Raw genomic sequence first — 12,548 nt, 5'->3', positions numbered from 1 at the left:
CAGGATGCCGAAGGTCTGCGGTCATAGGGCTGAACGGCCCTGTCCGCATGGCCCGTTGGGGTACCGGAGCCGCCGCACCGGCCTGAACCGGCCGCGATGTCGTCGCCGGGTGCCGAAGGTCTCGTCGTCGGAGCCGTGTGGCGCGACGCAGGGACCGAACGGCCCCTGGGCCGCTGCCCACGGTCGGCACACGCTGGCCTTGGAAGCACCGGTACCCCCGTCGGGAGGCACGCCATGATCACCACACCCGCGCCCAGCACGCTGCGGGCCCTGCCCAGCGAGCACCGGCAACGGCTCATGCCCGTGGCCCGCGAGGTGTCCTTCGCCGAAGGGACGCGCCTGTTCGAGGAGGGCGGCAAGGCCGACCGCTTCTGGATCATCCGGACCGGCACGATCGAGCTCGACATGCGCGTACCCGGCCGTCGGGCGGCCGTCATCGAGGGCCTCCGGCACAACGAACTCGTCGGCTGGTCCTGGCTGTTCTCCCCGCACGTCTGGCACCTGGGCGCCGAGGCGACGACCCCGGTGCGGGCGTACGAGTTCGATGCCACGGCCGTGCGGTCGTTGTGCCAGGACGACCCGGCCCTGAGCCGCGCCGTCACCCTGTGGGTCGGTGAGGTGCTCGCCCACCGCCTGCGGTGCGCCCGGACCCGGCTGCTGGACCTGTACGCGCCCTACGGCGCCGGCAGCCCCCTCTGAAGACGCGCGCGAGCCGTGGCGAGGAAGGAGCCACCATGTACGGCACCCCGCACATCGTCGGTGATGTCATGACCCGCACGGTCGCCGCCGTCGCAGGCCACGCCGCCTTCAAGGAGATCGTGCGGCTGATGCGGGACCGGAAGGTCAGCGCGCTGCCCGTCCTCGACGGCGAGGGCCGCGTCGTCGGCGTCGTCTCCGAGGCCGACCTGCTACCCAAGGAGGAGTTCCGCGACAGCGACCCCGACCGGTACACCCAGCTCCGTCGCCGCTGCGACCTGGCGAAGGCGGGCGGGCTCACCGCGGAGGACCTGATGACCTCCCCCGCGCTCACCACCCGCCCCGACGTGACGCTTGCCCGGGCCGCCCGCGCCATGGCCCACGCCAGGGTCAAGCGGCTGCCGGTGGTCGACGACCGGGGCGCGCTGGCGGGCATCGTCAGCAGGGCCGACCTGCTCAAGGTCTTCCAGCGCGGCGACGACGAGATCGCCGAGGAGGTGCGCCGCGAGGTCGTGACCCAGCTCTTCCCGGGGCCGGACTCGGCGATCCGGGTCCAGGTGCACGACGGGGTCGTCACGCTCGCCGGGCGGGTCCGGGACAGGTCTCTGATTCCCGTGGCCGCGCGGCTGGCGCGTGCCGTGGAGGGCGTCGTGGACGTCGACTTCGCGCTGGACGGCCACCGTTCCCCGGGCCGGGTGGACCTCTCCGCGGGCCGAGTGGGGCCGGTCGGCCCTGGTGATCGCGGACCGGGCGAGCAATGATCGGACGGACGGTCCGTGGTCCACGGACCTGAGCCACCGGGAACAAGGGGTCGTCATGACCGAGACAGGCACCTTCACCCAGGAGCATCCGATCCGGGTGTTCCTGCTGGACGACCACGAAGTCGTACGACGCGGCCTGACCGACCTGCTCGACGCCGAACCGGACATCTCGGTGGTCGGCGACGCGGACACCGCCGAGCACGCCCTCGTCCGCGGTCCCGCCCTGCGTCCGCATGTCGCCGTGCTCGACGTACGCCTCCCGGACGGCGACGGCATCTCGGTCTGCCGCGAGCTGCGCAGCCAGATGCCGGAGCTGGCCTGTCTGATGCTGACGTCGTTCGACGACGAGGACGCGCTGCTCGACGCGATCATGGCCGGGGCCTCGGGCTATGTCCTCAAGCAGATCAGGGGCTCGGACCTGGTCTCGGCGGTGCGTACCGTCGCCTCGGGCCAGTCCATGCTCGACCCCGCGACCACGGCCCGTCTGATGCGCTCGCTGCGCGCCGACCCGGCCGACTCCGACGGCCCGCCGGCCGTCCCGCCCGAGCTCGAAAGCCTGTCTCCCCGGGAGCGGGACATCCTCGCCCTGATCGGCGAGGGCCTGACCAATCGCGAGATCGGCAAGCGGCTCTACCTGTCGGAGAAGACCATCAAGAACCACATCTCCCGGCTGCTGGCCAAACTGGGGGTCCAGCGCCGGGTCCAGGCCGCGGTGCTGGCCTCCCATCTGGAGCAGCCGGACGCCGGAGACCGTCCCACGAGGTGAGCACCGCACGGTCCCCGGCGGTGAGCCGCCGCCGGGGACCGTCGGGGAGCTACCTCTGCTTGATCCGCAGGAAGGTCACGGAGTTCGCCGGGAAGGTGTACGTGAACTTGCCGGCCACCCCCGAGAAGGTCGACGTCGCCGGGGTGACCGGCGCGTCCGTCTCGGTGTTCACCGCGTCCTGGTCGGCGGCCAGGGTGGTGACCCGGGCCCTGGAGGCGACCTTGGCGCCGCCCAGGTCGATGGCGGTTCGGGCCGCCGTGGCCCGGGCGTTGACGACCTTGACGATCAGGTCGCCGCTCGCGGCATCGCGCGTGACGACCTGGCGGAAGGGCTCGGCCGGCTTGTCGTCGGTGAAGCCGCCCCACTCCTCGCCGTCCAGGTACAGGGTCACCTGGCGGCCGCGCACCTTGATGTCGATGTCGTAGGCGCGGCCCGTCTCGATCGACCCGGCCTTGGTCATCAGCGTGCCCTTGCCGCCGTCCACGGCCTGCTCGATCGCGGACTGGGTGTTGTTCCAGCCGCCCAGGTTCCACCAGTAGTAGTTGCCGGTGTCCTTGACGCCGAACGCGACGAGGAAGCCCTCCTTACCGGACTTCTTGGTGGCCTTCACATGCAGGTCGTAGTCGTGCCAGGACGGGTCGCCGGCCTGGACCATGGTGTTCTCGGCGGCGGCGTCGGTCTGGACGTACTGGCCGTCCTGGACGCTCCAGCTGCCGCCGCCCGGGTGCGTCCACTTCGAGGCGTCACCGGAGAAGTCGTCGCTCAGCAGCGTCGAGCCGTCCGCCGCCGTGACCGACACGTCGTCGTACGCGGCACTGGTCGCCCATGTCGACAGGCCGACGGCACCGGTGATCGGGCCGCTGACGTCCGGCGTGGTCGTGGCCTTCGACGGGACGACCCGGTCGCCGACGTTGTTCATGAACAGCTTCTGGACCTCGTAGTTCGTCGAGTTCCAGGAGGCGCGGTTGTTGAACCAGACCAGGTCCGGCCGCCACTGGATGTAGTCCTCGTTGGCGAGCAGGGGCGCGTACGAGGCGAGCTTGACGACGTCCGCGTTGCGCTCCAGGCCGGTCATGAACGCGGCTTCGGAGAGGCCGTTCTTCCAGGCGTTGCCCTGGGAGGCGTACTCACCGAGGAAGACCTTCGGGCCGCTCCTGTCGTAGGAGTCGTAGCGGTCGTTGTTCTGCAGGAACCAGTTGGGGCTGTTGTAGTAGTGCTCGTCGACCATGTCGACGTTCGCCTCGCGGTTCAGCTTCCAGGCGGTGTCGAAGGTCGTGCCGCTGTCGTCCGGGCCGGAGTTGGAGACGACGGTGATGTCCGGGTGCTTCGCCTCGATGGCGGCACGGAACCGCTTGAAGCGGTCGAAGAACTCGTTCGGGAGGTTCTCCTCGTTGCCGACCTCGATGTGCGTGAGGCGGAACGGCTTGGGGTGGCCCATCTCAGCGCGCACCTTGCCCCACTTCGAGGTCGCCGGGCCGCCTGCGAACTCGATGAGGTCGAGGGTGTCCTGGATGTGCCGCTTCAGCAGCGCCTCGTCGTCGACGGCCTTGTTCTGGCCGCAGCCGGTCACCAGGGCCGGGACGACGGGCAGCGGCATGGCGCCGATGTCCTCGGAGAGGCGGAAGTACTCGTAGTAGCCGAGGCCGTAACTCTGGTTGTAGCCCCAGAAGTTGGCGTTGGTGGCGCGCTCCTCGACCGGGCCGACGGTGTCCTTCCACTGGTAGGAGCGCTTGCGCTGCCAGCCCGAGGCCTCGCTGTAGTCCTCCATGGAGCCGGTGTTGACCAGGCAGCCGCCGGGGAAGCGGACGAAGCCCGGGTGCAGGGCGGCGATCTTCTCGGCGAGGTCCTTGCGCAGGCCGTTCGGCTGGTTCTTGTAGGTGTCGCGCGGGAACAGCGACACCATGTCGAGGGCCGCCGCGTCTTCGGCGGCGACGGCGAGACGCCCGCGGTTGCTGGTGCGGGTCGCGGTGAACGTGGCCCTGTACTGGGCCCAGCCGTCCTTGACGGCCACCTGGCGGGCGGTCGCCAGCGCGCCGGCGGTGTCCTTGAGGGCGACGCTCAGCGTGGTGCCGCCGGCGGCGCGGGCCCATACCGAGAAGTCGTAGCGCTTGCCCTGCTCGACGCGGATGCCGGTGTTGTAGCCGGCGTTCACGACGGATGAACCGGCGCCGAGGGAGAGGTAGTTGCGGTTGCGCCCGTTGAGGCGGCCGGAGTCGTTCACGACCTGCGCGGTGCCGTCGACCGTCCAGGAGGTGAGCGGCGTGTAGGAGCCGTTGTCAGCGGTGGAGTACTCGAAGGACCGGTTCTGCACGAGCTCGGCGTACAGCCCGCCGTCCGCGGCCCGGTTGATGTCCTCGAAGAAGACGCCGTACATCGTGTCGTCGATCTTCGCGCCCCGGGCGGCCGGGTCGACGGTGATCGAGTAGTCGGTGACGTCCTCGGCGTGGGCGGTGGTGGGGATGAGGCCTGCTGCCATCAGGAAGGCGGTGGCGGCTACGCCGTATCTCCAGCGCGTGCGTGACATGGATACTCCGCGGCTCGATGTTCGAAATATCAGACGATGATCAGCACTTCGAACGGCAAGATAGGGAGGGGATTCCGGAGCGTCAACGGGTCGCGCGGTTTCGAAAGTGTCGGAAGGGTCGGGACGGTGGAACGGATGGGCGAGTTCTGGCCGGTACCGGATGCACTGAGGTATCTGGCCGGAAGCTGGCGGGCCGAGCGGTCCGTGCGGGATCTCGCGAGCGGGGAGACGGGCGAGTTCTCCGGCACGACGGCCTTCGATCCGCTGGAGGGCGGCGGACTGCTGCATCACGAGTCCGGTGTGTTCGTCTGGCAGGGCGTCCCGCGCCCCGCCGAGCGGACGCTGCGCTTCCTGCCCGGGAGCTCACCGGGAAAGGCGGCGGTGCGCTTCTCCGACGGCCGGCCCTTCCATGACCTGGATCTGACGTCTGGGCACCATGTCGCCGACCACCCCTGCGCGGCCGACCTCTACCGGGGCGAGTTCACCGTCCTCGACGCGGACCACTGGCGGAGCGTGTGGCGGGTGCGCGGCCCGGCCAAGGACCTGGTCCTCACCACCGGCTACGTCCGCGAGTGCTGAATCGGCGCCCCGTCGAAGCGGAGGTTCCAGCGTCCCGCGTGACCGGTGACGGTGGTCGCGGACAGGGGACGTACGTCGATGTTCCAGTACGTCGACGGCGGCGCCTTGAGCGCGTACACGAGCGCGGCACGGATCACGGACGGCTCGGCCACGGCGACGATACGGCCGCCGTCGTCCACGGGCCGGGTGTCGAGCCAGCCGCCGACCCTGGAGATGAACGCGATCAGCGACTCGCCGCCGTGCGGTGTGCCGCGCGGGTCCGCCAGCCAGGCGTCCACCGCCTCCGGCTCACGGGCCATCGCCTCGCCGAGCGTGAGCCCGCGCCAGCGGCCCATGCCACAGTCGCGCAGCGCGAGTTGCACCAGCGGCGCGTAGCCGAGGGCGTCACCGGTCGCACGGCTGCGCGGGGTCGGCGAGCAGTAGCGCAGCTCGGCCGCGGCCAGCGGCAGCAGGTCGCGCGCGACGTGCTGCACCTCGTCCCAGCCGGCCTGGTCCAGCGGCCGGTCGTCCTCGAAGCGCTCCGCGAGCAGCGAGGAGCTGCGCGCCGCGGCGACGAACGTGACCCGAAGTGACATGCGGCGATGGTGTGTCGCGAAAGTGCGCAGGTCAAGAGGCGTTGTGCAGGTGTCACCGAGGGTTGACGAATCCTTACCGCGGGGTCAGGATCAGGCGGACAAGTCGCCGAAATCAAGCAGTTGGAAGATTCAAGTAGAGCGCCATCCACCGGTCCGGCCTCTCCAGCGGCGCGAATCCGAGCTTCTCGTAGACCCCGTGCGCGTCGTGCGTGGCGAGCAGGACCCGCTTCACTCCGTACGGCCGCAGGTGCTCCCGTACGGCCGCGACGAGCGCCGTCCCGATGCCCTTGCCGCGCACCGACGGATCGACGTACACGTCACACAGCCACGCGAAGGTGGCCCGGTCGGTGACGATCCGGGCATACGCCACCTGCTCCCCCGAAACCGACTCGTACACCCCGAAGTTCAGCGACCCCTCGATCGCCCGGTCCTGCTGCTCACGCGCCCGCCCGAGCGCCCAGTACGCGTCGGTGGACAGCCACCGGTGCACCCGCTCGCGGTCGATGCGGTCGGAGTCGGCGGAGATCTCGTAGCCCTCGGCGAGAGGCGGGGTGTCGGTCATACGGCGAGGCTCGCAGGGTCAGCCGGACGACGTCGAGCGGATTTCCCGGTGGGCTGGAGCACCTCGTCACAGGCCGCCCGCAACCGCCCTACCCCCTCCGCGATCTCCCCCACCCCGGCCACGGCCGCGAAGCTCAGCCGCATGTGCCCGGCCGGAGGCTCCGCGCTGAAGTACGGGCGGCCGGGCGTCAGCGCGACGCCCGTGCGCAGGGCGGCCGATGTCAGGGCGTATTCGTCGGTGCCGTCGGGCAGGCGCAGCCACAGGTGATAGCCGCCGGACGGGATGTTCGGGAGGGCGAGTTCGGGCAGGTGCAGCCGCAGGCCCGCGGTCATGGCGTCCCGGCGGACCTTGAGCTCGGCGGACAGGACCCGCAGATGGCGTGGCCAGGCGGGCGAGCCGACGAGTTCCAGGGCCGCCTCCTGCAGCGGGCGGGGCACGAAGAAGGTGTCGACGATCTGGATGGCGCGCAGCCGTTCCAGCACCGGTCCGCGCGCGGCGAGTGCGCCGACCCGGAAGCTGGGCGAGGTCGCCTTGGTGAGCGAGGAGACATGGACGACGACGCCGTCGGAGTCGTCGGCGGCGAGCGGACGCGGCAGCGGACCCGCGTCCTCGTGGACCAGCCGTCGTACGTAGTCGTCCTCCACGACGAAGGCACCGGCCTCGCGCGCGATGCGCAGCACCTCCGGGCGGCGTTCGGGGGCGAGGACCGCGCCGGTCGGGTTCTGGAAGAGCGGCTGGCACACGAAGACACGGGCGCCGGTGGCGCGGAACGCGTCGGCGAGCAGGGCCGGTTTCACTCCGTCCGTGTCCACCGGTACGGGCACCGGGCGCAGTCCGGCGGCGCGGGCGATGGCCAGCATGCCGGGGTAGGTGGGCGATTCGACCAGCACCGGTGCGCCGGGCGGCGCGAGCGCGCGCAGCGCGGTGGTCAGCGCGGACTGGCCGCCCGCCGCGATCAGCACCCCGGCGGCGGTGACGGTGCCGCCGATCTCGCGGGCGAACCACTCGCGCAGTTCCGGCAGTCCCTCCAGCGGCGGCCGGCCCCAGGCACCGGGACGGCGACCGGCCCGGGACAGCGCCGCGGCCATGGCCTTCTCGGGCTGGAGTGTGGGGTGGGGATAACCGCCGTTGAATTCGATCACTCCGGGCGGCGGCGTGGCGAGACAGACGGTGACGCCTGAAGCGTCCACGGTGCGCGGTACGACGTCGGCGGCGCTGTCGGCGCTGAGGGCGACCTCCTGCCAGGAGGTGTCCCCCGCCGCCGCTGCCGGAGTGCGCGGCCGGGCGCGGAAGGCACCGGCACCGGGCCGGGTCACGACCAGGCCCTCGGCGGCGAGCTGGGCGAGGGCGCGGGACACGGTCACCGGGCTCACCCGGAACCGCTCGACGAGCGCCCGACTCGACGGGAGCTTTCCACCGGGAGAGTAGCGGTCGAGCTCCCTTCGCAACTGTTCCACCAGATCAGCCACACTGCTACGCTCTTGCATGAGAACCAAGAGTAGCGCTATCGCCCCGACCGGGATAGCGGTCAGCAGTCGGCCCGGGAGCTCGTTCGGCACGCTTCAGGCCGCCCTCGGTGTCGCGGCCTTCTCCCTCACGTTCCCCGCCACCGCCTGGGGTCTGGAGAGCTTCGGACCCTGGTCCCTGGTCGCCGTGCGCAGTGTGCTGGCCGCGCTGATCGCGGGCGGCTGCCTGCTCGCCCTTCGAGTACCGCTCCCCGCCCGCCGGCACTGGACGGGCCTCGCGGTGGTCGTCGCCGGAGTGGTCGTCGGCTTCCCCCTCCTCACCACGCTGGCGCTCCGGACGTCCACCACCGCGCACGCGGCCGTCGTGGTCGGTCTGCTCCCCCTGACGACCGCCCTGTTCTCCGCCCTGCGCGTCGGCACCCGCCCCTCCCGCACCTTCTGGACGGCGGCGCTCGCGGGCGCCGCCGCGGTGGTCGCCTTCACCGTGCAGCAGAGCGGCGGCGCCCTGACCACCGCCGACCTGTATCTCTTCGCCGCGCTGCTGGTGTGCGCGGCCGGCTACACCGAGGGCGGCCGGCTGGCCCGGGTCATGCCGGGCTGGCAGGTGATCGGCTGGGCACTGGTGCTGTGTCTGCCGTTCACCCTCCCGGCCGCCGCGGTCGCGCTGTCGTACGAACCCGTCGACCTGACCTGGCACGGCGTGAGCGGACTGCTGTGGGTCGCGGTGGGCTCGCAGTTCGTCGGCATGGTCGTCTGGTACCGGGGCATGGCGGCCATCGGCATCCCCAAGGCCAGCCAGTTGCAGTTGGCCCAGCCCCTGCTCACACTGGTGTGGTCGGTGCTGCTGCTGGGCGAGCACCTGACAGTGGCCGCCCCGCTGACGGCCGCGGCGGTGCTCGTGTGTATCGCCGTGACCCAGCGGGCGCGTGGCTGAGCGGGCCCTGACGACCCACTTCCAACCGCCGCTCCACGCCGTAGACTCAAGGCCACGGACCGCTGCTCCCGCACCTGGTGAGGAGGACCGACATATGCGTGCAATCGTGGGCGACCAGCTTGTTCAGCACGGCAGGGTGGTCGGGCAACACGACAAGGTCGGCGAGATCGTCGAGATCCTGGGCCAAGAGGGCAACCCCCCGTACCGCGTCCGTTTCGAGGACGGGCACGAGGGTCTGTGCTCCCCCGGCCCCGACACCGAGATCCGTCACACGAACACCACGAGGTAGCCCGGATTCAGCGCGGGGGAATCGCCGGCTGCCCGTAGTGGTCGGCGACCACCCGCGCCATGGCCCCGATCCGGTCGGCGGCCATGTCCTTCGCGGCGAAGAAGACGTGTCCGCGCGCCTCCGGGTGGTCCTCGGCCAGTGTGAGATGCCGGGACAGCTCGGCCGGGTCCTGCCAGGCGGCGGGCTGCGCGGAGTCACCGGCCTTGTAGAGGGCCTCGCCGAGGTAGAGGCTGGTCCTGCTGCCCCGCGCGACCTCGGCCCACCACGGCAGGAGCTTGGCGTAGTCGGCGGCGGCGAAGCCGATGTGCCAGTACAGCTGCGGGCAGATGTAGTCGATCCATCCCTCGCGGACCCACTTGCGGGTGTCCGCGTACAGGTCGTCGTACGTCTCGACGCCGGCCCGGGTGTCGGAGCCGAGCGGGTCGGTGGCCGCGTTGCGCCACACGCCGAACGGGCTGATGCCGAACTGCGTTCCGGGCCTGATCCGCCTGATGCCGGCCGCCATCTCCAGGATCAGCTTGTCGATGTTGTCGCGACGCCAGTCGGCCCGGACCGCGAAGCCGCCGCCATGGGTGTCGTAGGCCTGGTCGTCGTCGAAGCTCTGGCCGGCCACCGGGTAGGGGTAGAAGTAGTCGTCGAAGTGGACCGCGTCGACCGGGTACTTCTCCACCGCGTCGAGCATCGCCCGCTGCACGAAGGCACGGACCTCGGGCAGCCCTGGGTTGTAGTAGAGCTTGCCGCCGTAGGCCACCACCCAGTCCGGATGCTCATGGGCGGGGTGGGTCTCGGTCAGCCGGCCGAGGTCCGTGTGGTTGGCGATGCGGTACGGGTTGAACCAGGCGTGCAGCTGAAGACCGCGGTCGTGGGCCTCCTCGACGGCCGTGCCCAGCGGGTCCCAGCCGGGGTCCTGGCCCTGGGTGCCGGTGAGGACCTGCGACCACGGCTCGTACGGCGAGGGCCACAGGGCGTCGGCGGTGGGGCGCACCTGGAGGACCACCGTGTTCAGCCCGCGGCTCACGGCCGTGTCCAGGTGGGCGATCAGCTGGGCGCGCTGCTCGTCGGGGGTCTGTCCCGGCTTGGCCGGCCAGTCCCGGTTCGCCACGGTCGCCACCCACACACCGCGCATCTCGCGCTCCACGTACCGCCGGTTCCGGTTCGTCGCGCCGGCCGGGGCGGCACCGGCCGCCATCGCCCCGCTCGCCGCCACGATCGCCGACAGGGCGGTCAACGAGAACGCCCGTCGCGACATCCGTGACTTCCGGTGCAGCATCGTCTTCGTACCTCCGTGTGCCGTGGTCAAGGGCCTCACCCGGGGACAGATCCGCGCGTACCGGACCGGTCCGGCGTCAGCCTTTCATGAGGCACCCGAACGATCGATCAAGCTTCGCCGAAGGTAACGTGCAGGTTTGGAGCAGGCGTCGAACAACGGCGGACCTGCCGCAGTCGTGGATCAGCGAAGGGGTCGATGTGACCGGCATCTCCGGAGATATTGCACGCGTCGGTGTGGTGGGCTGCGGCCAGATGGGAGCGGGCATCGCCGAGGTGTGTGCCCGCGCCGGGCTGGACGTGAAGGTCGCCGAGACCACCGGCGAGGCCCTGGAGATCGGCCGCACCCGGCTGTACAACTCCCTGGGCAAGGCCGCCGAGCGCGGCAAGATCAGCGAGGAGGAGCGGGACGCGACGCTGGCACGGCTGTCGTTCACCACCGATCTCGGCGAGTTCGCCGACCGTGACCTGGTGATCGAGGCCGTCGTCGAGAACGAGCAGGTGAAGACCGAGATCTTCCAGGTGCTCGACCAGGTCGTGACCCGGCCGGACGCGATCCTGGCCTCCAACACCTCCTCGATCCCGCTGGTGAAGCTGGCGGTCGCCACCTCGCGCCCCGACCAGGTCATCGGCATCCACTTCTTCAACCCGGCACCGGTGCAGAAGCTCGTCGAGCTGATCCCGGCGCTCACCACCTCCGAGGGCACGATCGCCCGCGCCGAGGGCTTCGCCGAGAAGCTGCTGGGCAAGCACGCCATCCGCGCCCAGGACCGCTCCGGGTTCGTCGTGAACGCGCTGCTGATCCCCTACCTCCTCTCCGCGATCCGGATGTTCGAGACGGGCATCGCCAGCCGCGAGGACATCGACAACGGCATGGAGCTCGGCTGCGCCCACCCGATGGGCCCGCTGAAGCTGTCCGACCTCATCGGCCTGGACACGGTCGCCTCGGTGGCGCAGAGCATGTACGACGAGTTCAAGGAGCCGCTGTACGCCGCTCCCCCGCTGCTCCAGCGCATGGTGGACGCGGGCCGGCTGGGCCGCAAGACGGGCTCCGGCTTCTACACCTATGGCTGATCACTCCCCGGTCGAACGCCTCCGCGGCTGATTACGGTCGGTCAGATTCCGGCCAAGTACACGGGCCCGGCACCGAGATGGTGCCGGGCCCGTGTCATTCACACACCGTGTGCGCCCCGGGCTCGCATATGCCCCTCGCACACTCTCCCCAGGTGCCCACCAGGCGAGTTCACTTTCCCTGCGCATGCCAGGGATTCGAGATGACTACGGAAAGGAGCGGACTCGTGACCGCCGATCCCGAGCATCCCGTCGTACAAGGAGAACTCGCAGAGTTACGACGTCGCCTCGACGTCGCCTACGCCCGTGTGGAGGGCGGGCTGGCTCTGCTCACCCATCGCACCGAGGAGAGCGCCAAGGAACTGGACGAGCTGAACACCCGGATCAACACACTGGAACACGCGCGCTGGCCGCTGCCCGCGATCGCCGCCATCACCGCCGTGGGTGCCCTCGTCGTGGCGATCTGGCAGGCGGTGGGGCGTTGATCAGGGACGTCTCATCAGGGCAAGACGTCCTGCCCCAGCCTGAGATGGTGCAGCATCAGTAACGCGGCCGCCATGTTGGCGGCCGGGACCTCCCCACGGGCGACCATGTCGGGAACGAGCTTGAGCGGGACCCATTCCCGGCGGTCCGACTCGAAGTCGTCCACGGGGTGACCGATGTACTCGCCCTCGTCGGACCAGTAGATGTGGTGCCGGGCGTCGGTGAGCCCGTTGGAGGGCTCCACGCTCATGAGGTGGTGCAGGGGTCCCGGCCGCCAGCCGGTCTCCTCCTCGAGCTCCCTGGCGGCCGCGCGGGCGATGTCCTCGCCGTCCTCGACGACGCCCGCAGCGAGTTCCCACCCCCAGCTGTCGGTGATGAAGCGATGGCGCCACAGGAGGAGGACTTCATTGGCCTCGTTGACCACCGTGGCCACGGCGACCGGCCGGAGCCGGATGAGGAAGTGATCCAGGTGCCGGCCGTCGGGCAGCTCCACATCTGCCAGGTTGACGGTGAACCAGCGGTTTTCATACACAGTTTGTTCGTTCTGTTTCGTCCACTGCACGGTTCTGCCACCTT

At 70.5% G+C, this 12,548-nt stretch carries 14 protein-coding genes; 8 read left to right on the top strand and 6 right to left on the bottom strand.

What is annotated here, in order from left to right:
- Positions 1-234: 234 nt before the first annotated feature.
- Genes ACFQ6S_RS34680 through ACFQ6S_RS34670 form a run of 3 tightly spaced genes read left to right on the top strand, consistent with a single transcriptional unit; the run spans position 235 to position 2,223 of the window.
- Complete coding sequence (locus tag ACFQ6S_RS34680) at positions 235-699, top strand: Crp/Fnr family transcriptional regulator (RefSeq protein ID WP_383418626.1); 465 nt, start codon at positions 235-237, stop codon at positions 697-699.
- Between the two features lie 35 nt (positions 700-734).
- On the top strand, positions 735-1,457 hold the full coding sequence (locus tag ACFQ6S_RS34675) for a CBS domain-containing protein (protein ID WP_383418624.1): 723 nt from the start codon (positions 735-737) through the stop codon (positions 1,455-1,457).
- 55 nt (positions 1,458-1,512) lie between these two features.
- On the top strand, positions 1,513-2,223 hold the full coding sequence (locus ACFQ6S_RS34670; RefSeq protein ID WP_383418622.1) for a response regulator: 711 nt from the start codon (positions 1,513-1,515) through the stop codon (positions 2,221-2,223).
- Between the two features lie 49 nt (positions 2,224-2,272).
- On the opposite strand, the gene ACFQ6S_RS34665 is transcribed toward ACFQ6S_RS34670, so the two are convergent.
- Positions 2,273-4,747, bottom strand: coding sequence for an alpha-L-arabinofuranosidase C-terminal domain-containing protein (locus ACFQ6S_RS34665; protein ID WP_383418620.1), 2,475 nt, complete (start codon positions 4,745-4,747; stop codon positions 2,273-2,275).
- A gap of 135 nt (positions 4,748-4,882) precedes the next feature.
- On the opposite strand from ACFQ6S_RS34665, the gene ACFQ6S_RS34660 reads away from it, so the two are divergent.
- Positions 4,883-5,326, top strand: a complete 444-nt coding sequence (locus ACFQ6S_RS34660) for a DUF6314 family protein (protein WP_383418618.1) — start codon at positions 4,883-4,885, stop codon at positions 5,324-5,326.
- On the opposite strand, the gene ACFQ6S_RS34655 is transcribed toward ACFQ6S_RS34660, so the two are convergent.
- The 3 genes from ACFQ6S_RS34655 to ACFQ6S_RS34645 all read right to left on the bottom strand — a co-directional run bounded on the left by ACFQ6S_RS34655 (position 5,308) and on the right by ACFQ6S_RS34645 (position 7,950).
- Positions 5,308-5,901, bottom strand: coding sequence for a histidine phosphatase family protein (locus tag ACFQ6S_RS34655; protein WP_383418616.1), 594 nt, complete (start codon positions 5,899-5,901; stop codon positions 5,308-5,310). The genes ACFQ6S_RS34660 and ACFQ6S_RS34655 overlap by 19 nt on opposite strands.
- A gap of 112 nt (positions 5,902-6,013) precedes the next feature.
- Entirely contained in the window at positions 6,014-6,463 is a 450-nt protein-coding gene (locus ACFQ6S_RS34650) for a GNAT family N-acetyltransferase (protein WP_383418614.1), read from the bottom strand.
- Entirely contained in the window at positions 6,460-7,950 is a 1,491-nt protein-coding gene (locus tag ACFQ6S_RS34645; RefSeq protein WP_383418612.1) for a PLP-dependent aminotransferase family protein, read from the bottom strand. The genes ACFQ6S_RS34650 and ACFQ6S_RS34645 overlap by 4 nt, the downstream gene beginning before the upstream one ends.
- On the opposite strand from ACFQ6S_RS34645, the gene ACFQ6S_RS34640 reads away from it, so the two are divergent.
- A complete protein-coding gene (locus tag ACFQ6S_RS34640) occupies positions 7,949-8,863 on the top strand; it encodes a DMT family transporter (protein WP_383418610.1) in 915 nt (304 codons plus the stop codon). The two genes, ACFQ6S_RS34645 and ACFQ6S_RS34640, sit on opposite strands and share 2 nt — an antisense overlap.
- Before the next feature lie 94 nt (positions 8,864-8,957).
- Positions 8,958-9,152, top strand: a complete 195-nt coding sequence (locus tag ACFQ6S_RS34635) for a DUF1918 domain-containing protein (RefSeq protein WP_383418608.1) — start codon at positions 8,958-8,960, stop codon at positions 9,150-9,152.
- A 7-nt stretch (positions 9,153-9,159) separates the two neighbouring features.
- Here the strand turns inward: ACFQ6S_RS34635 and ACFQ6S_RS34630 are convergent, their stop codons facing one another.
- Complete coding sequence (locus ACFQ6S_RS34630; RefSeq protein WP_383418606.1) at positions 9,160-10,401, bottom strand: glycoside hydrolase family 10 protein; 1,242 nt, start codon at positions 10,399-10,401, stop codon at positions 9,160-9,162.
- A 218-nt stretch (positions 10,402-10,619) separates the two neighbouring features.
- On the opposite strand from ACFQ6S_RS34630, the gene ACFQ6S_RS34625 reads away from it, so the two are divergent.
- The gene (locus ACFQ6S_RS34625) at positions 10,620-11,492 is read left to right on the top strand and encodes a 3-hydroxybutyryl-CoA dehydrogenase (protein WP_383418604.1); all 873 of its coding nucleotides are present in this window, start codon (positions 10,620-10,622) and stop codon (positions 11,490-11,492) included.
- Positions 11,493-11,716: 224 nt separating this feature from the next.
- Positions 11,717-11,974: a hypothetical protein gene (locus ACFQ6S_RS34620; RefSeq protein WP_328882801.1), complete on the top strand. Its 258-nt coding sequence runs from the start codon at positions 11,717-11,719 to the stop codon at positions 11,972-11,974.
- 14 nt (positions 11,975-11,988) lie between these two features.
- Here the strand turns inward: ACFQ6S_RS34620 and ACFQ6S_RS34615 are convergent, their stop codons facing one another.
- The gene (locus ACFQ6S_RS34615) at positions 11,989-12,534 is read right to left on the bottom strand and encodes an NUDIX hydrolase (RefSeq protein WP_383418602.1); all 546 of its coding nucleotides are present in this window, start codon (positions 12,532-12,534) and stop codon (positions 11,989-11,991) included.
- Positions 12,535-12,548: the final 14 nt, after the last annotated feature.

It is taken from the genome of Streptomyces sp. NPDC056479 (assembly GCF_042795335.1).
Classification (GTDB): domain Bacteria; phylum Actinomycetota; class Actinomycetes; order Streptomycetales; family Streptomycetaceae; genus Streptomyces.
This window is presented reverse-complemented; position numbering and strand designations above follow the sequence as displayed.